The organism is Paenibacillus farraposensis, from assembly GCF_020736845.1.
Classification (GTDB): domain Bacteria; phylum Bacillota; class Bacilli; order Paenibacillales; family Paenibacillaceae; genus Paenibacillus; species Paenibacillus farraposensis.
The window spans coordinates 7,384-10,892 of the sequence record NZ_JAFFQR010000073.1; the positions used below are offsets into that span (position 1 = coordinate 7,384).

The following is a 3,509-nucleotide window of genomic DNA, read 5'->3' on the forward strand; positions in this document are numbered from 1 at the left end:
TTTTTTAGCTGTGGACGAGCTTTCCGAGTTTGTGGAGCAAATGGCAGATGTTTTGCGGTCTGTACAACCGATTCGTAACTGGATGGGTACTGAAGTGATCGTGAATCGTTCCGGTCTGTCCATCGGGGTGATCCGTTTTGTAGCCGCAGGTGTAGATACGAATTTGTACAACGAAATGTTGCTGTTTGTCCATGAGGGACAGGTGGCGATGGGTGCGTTTAATTGTATGGAATCGGATAGGGAAGAATGGCTGACTGTAGCAGAAAATACAGTGCAATCGCTCCATATCGTTCCGTTTCCTTCAGATTCCTCATTTGAGAAAGGGGTAGGTTCGCGATGAGTCTGGGTTACGATCAAATTCAAATCTTTCCATATGTCATGGTCGATCTGGAACAGCTTGTCCTCACGAAGAAAATCAATGAGCATACCCGGCTCTATTTTACAGGAATCATCCCCGAGGATATGCAGGACAGCTATGTGGAAACGACGGAAAAGAACACCGTCATCCAGGTGAGCCAACGGAATGAATCGGGTGAAAGCAAGCCGCTGTTCAGCGGGATTGCCCTATCGGTCGAAGTAAAGGTCGTACGGGACGTGTACTATCTGGAAGTGGAGGCGATTTCCCATACCTACCGGATGGATATTCAGCAGCGTACCCGCTCTTTTCAATATACCAAAATGACCGTTCCTCAGATGCTGGAGCAGATTGGCAAGGACTACGAAGGGCTGGATGTGATTGATGGAGCGACAGGTGGAGAGCAAATCGGAAGGCTTGCCATCCAGTATCAGGAGACGGACTGGGCGTTCTTGAGACGCATGGCCTCCCGGTACCATACGAGTCTGATGCCTGTGGCTCGTTTTGACAGTCCCAAGTTTTATTTTGGTATTGAAGACAGCCCGGCACAGGTGGTACTGGATCATACCCGTTATACCGTACGCAAGCAGTTGCTGCCTTTTCGTTATTTTCAGGAAAACGAGCAGACCAAGGTGACGGAAAATGACTTTATTTTCTATGAGGTAGAAACGGACGAGGTGCTGGATTTGGGAGCTCAGATGACTTTTCAGGGACACAGCTTGTATGTAGTGGAAGCCTATACCGAAATGAGGCAAGGGCTGCTGCGGCATCAATATATGCTTGCCTCGTACAAAGGCTTACGGCAAAAAAGCTACTACCAGGAAAAGCTGGCGGGAGCCTCGCTAAGCGGCGTTGTACTGGACGTCCGTCAGGATCAGGTACGTATCCATCTCGATTGTGATAAAGAGCAGGATGCAAGCAAAGCCCATTGGTTCAACTACTCGACGGTGTATAGTGCTGGGGGCCATACCGGCTGGTACGTAATGCCGGAAAAAGGCGATCCGGTTTCACTCTATTTTCCGGGCAGCCGGGAAGAAGACGGTGTGGCAGGCGGCGCAGTAAGACGGGCGGATCGCAAGAGCAGGCACAACCATTTCTCCAATCCGCACATGAAAATATGGCGTACCCCGCACGGCAAGGAAATTCGGCTGGGACCGGATGAACTGATCGTTACGGGCAAGGACGGTGCGATTTATATCAAGCTGGACGATAAAGAAGGCATCCATATCACGAGCAGCAAGCAGGTGAATATTTCAGCAGGAGGCAATCTCAGCCTGTCTGCCGGGAAGACGATGAGCCTGTCCGCAGGTAGTCAGCTCCGTATGGATTGCAACGGCAGTCATATTGAATTAAGCGGTTCAGCGGACATGAAGGGCAGCGAAGTGAAATCAAATTAAGGATGAGTGGAAATGGAAAAGCAAACAGATGTGTTAGATCAGCAACAAACAGCCCTTTTTCACGCATGGTCCCTTATTCGTAAGGAATGGGCGTTGAAATGCAGGGCAACCCATGCCACCAGGCTGCAGCATATCGTAGAACATTTTCGCACCTTTTGTCAGCTTGTTCGGCAAAAGCAGCTGGAAGGTCATAAAGGCCATATTGCCTACATCACCTATTCCATGCTGCGTACCACATGGCTTGAGCAAAAGCCTGTTTATCTCGTCGAGGCTGCGGATGCCTTATGGATGCTGGATGCCAAGTCCATTTCGCTGGAGTATGATGCTAGCTGGATTTTTACCTATTGAACTCATTTACGTGAACAAATTTTGGCCGAAGCCTTGAAGCAGCAGGTATCGCTGTCCGAGCTTCAATGGGAACAGATCATGCTGGAAGCAGCCGGATATCTTCATACGATGATCGTTAGCCTGATTCGGCAGGCCATGAAACAAGCAGTTGGTTTACCAGAGTTTCGGGCGCTGGAGCGTGAAGAAGCGTTTGAGATTCGCGTCGGAGAGTATATGGATCACAGTGTGTCGGTGTACCGGGAAGAATGCAGGGCAATGGATGCTAGTGTCATAAAATCCTGGCTGGAGGAAAAAGAAGCATACGCCTACAGCTATCAAGCGTTGACCCAAGTCGATCTATCCAGCGGAGATTACAGCTCTCTGGATTTTCGCCATACCGCCTTTCGCCAAATCAAAATGGAGCATAGTCGTTTGCATAGCTGCATTCTCGCAGGAACCGTGTGGCAAGAAGCCCAGCTAGATGGAATTGACCTTTCGTACAGTCTGCTTCATGGAGCTGATTTCAGCGGTTGTTCCCTGCATGGGGCTGTTCTGGACGCTGTCTCAGGGAATCGCGCATATGGTTCAGATGAATGGCTAGATTGGGAGCCATTCGGATGGGATGGAGTCAATTTTACAGGAGCGATTTTACAGGGAACCAGCTTTCAAAGCGCTCAGCTTCAAGGCGCTGTTTTCCAGGACTGCTCGCTGCAAAGAGCTTCATTTGTCGGAGCGGATCTGACCGCCACCTGCTTTGCGGGAGCCGACCTTACTGGCGCTACGTTTACAGGCGCTTGCTTAGCAAGAGCTGATTTTACAGGAGCGAAGGTCAGCCGCGTACATTTTACAAGAGAACAACTGAATGAAGCAATTGGCCTGTCTGCTGTGGAAATGCCCTCTCCCTCCCCATCTTCCCTGATAGCTTCACAGGCAACAGATACCGTAAGTAAAGGAGGCGGGATGTAATGAGATATTTTCGGCTTATGGTGGACGAGCGCATCAAGCATCGGGTGGAGCCTGCTTCCCTGTCTCCGTTGCAGGTGGAAGATATCCTTTCGGATCACAACAACAATATGCAGACGGAAGACACTCCCCTGTTTTTAGCTGTACATACGGATTCACGAACCGTCTATCCGGATTTCCTCGAGTTCCCTTTGCCGCTGGTTTCCGATGCAATGAAAGCATTGCTGGAAAAATATATGCCGGGATTGGAATGGAAAGCGGCCATCCTTACCGATTTTCAGCAGGCCAGGCAGGATGTGTATTGGGTGCTGCGTCCTCCGGCGGTAGATTGTCTGTCTGCCCAAACCGAGTGGTATCCCGATCATACCTTGAAGCATTTGGTACTCAGGCGCGAGTCAATCGAATCGCCCATCTTTCGGATCGCCGGCTTATTGGAAGCCCATATCTATATTGATCTGGCTGTGGCG

Annotated in this window: 2 protein-coding genes and 2 pseudogenes; all 4 read left to right on the plus strand. The window is 50.1% G+C overall.

The features are described 5' to 3' along the window. A pseudogene (locus JO375_RS12580) lies at nucleotides 1-340 on the plus strand (hypothetical protein); the annotation flags it as partial. Continuing rightward, the gene (locus tag JO375_RS12585) at nucleotides 337-1,752 is read left to right on the plus strand and encodes a phage baseplate assembly protein V (protein WP_229524809.1); all 1,416 of its coding nucleotides are present in this window, start codon (nucleotides 337-339) and stop codon (nucleotides 1,750-1,752) included. The pseudogene JO375_RS12580 and the gene JO375_RS12585, both read left to right, overlap by 4 nt. Before the next feature lie 12 nt (nucleotides 1,753-1,764). After that, nucleotides 1,765-3,045 (plus strand): annotated as a pseudogene (locus JO375_RS12590) (pentapeptide repeat-containing protein). Further along, a partial coding sequence (locus JO375_RS12595) for a hypothetical protein (RefSeq protein WP_229524810.1) occupies nucleotides 3,045-3,509 on the plus strand: 465 nt, incomplete at its 3' end. The pseudogene JO375_RS12590 and the gene JO375_RS12595, both read left to right, overlap by 1 nt.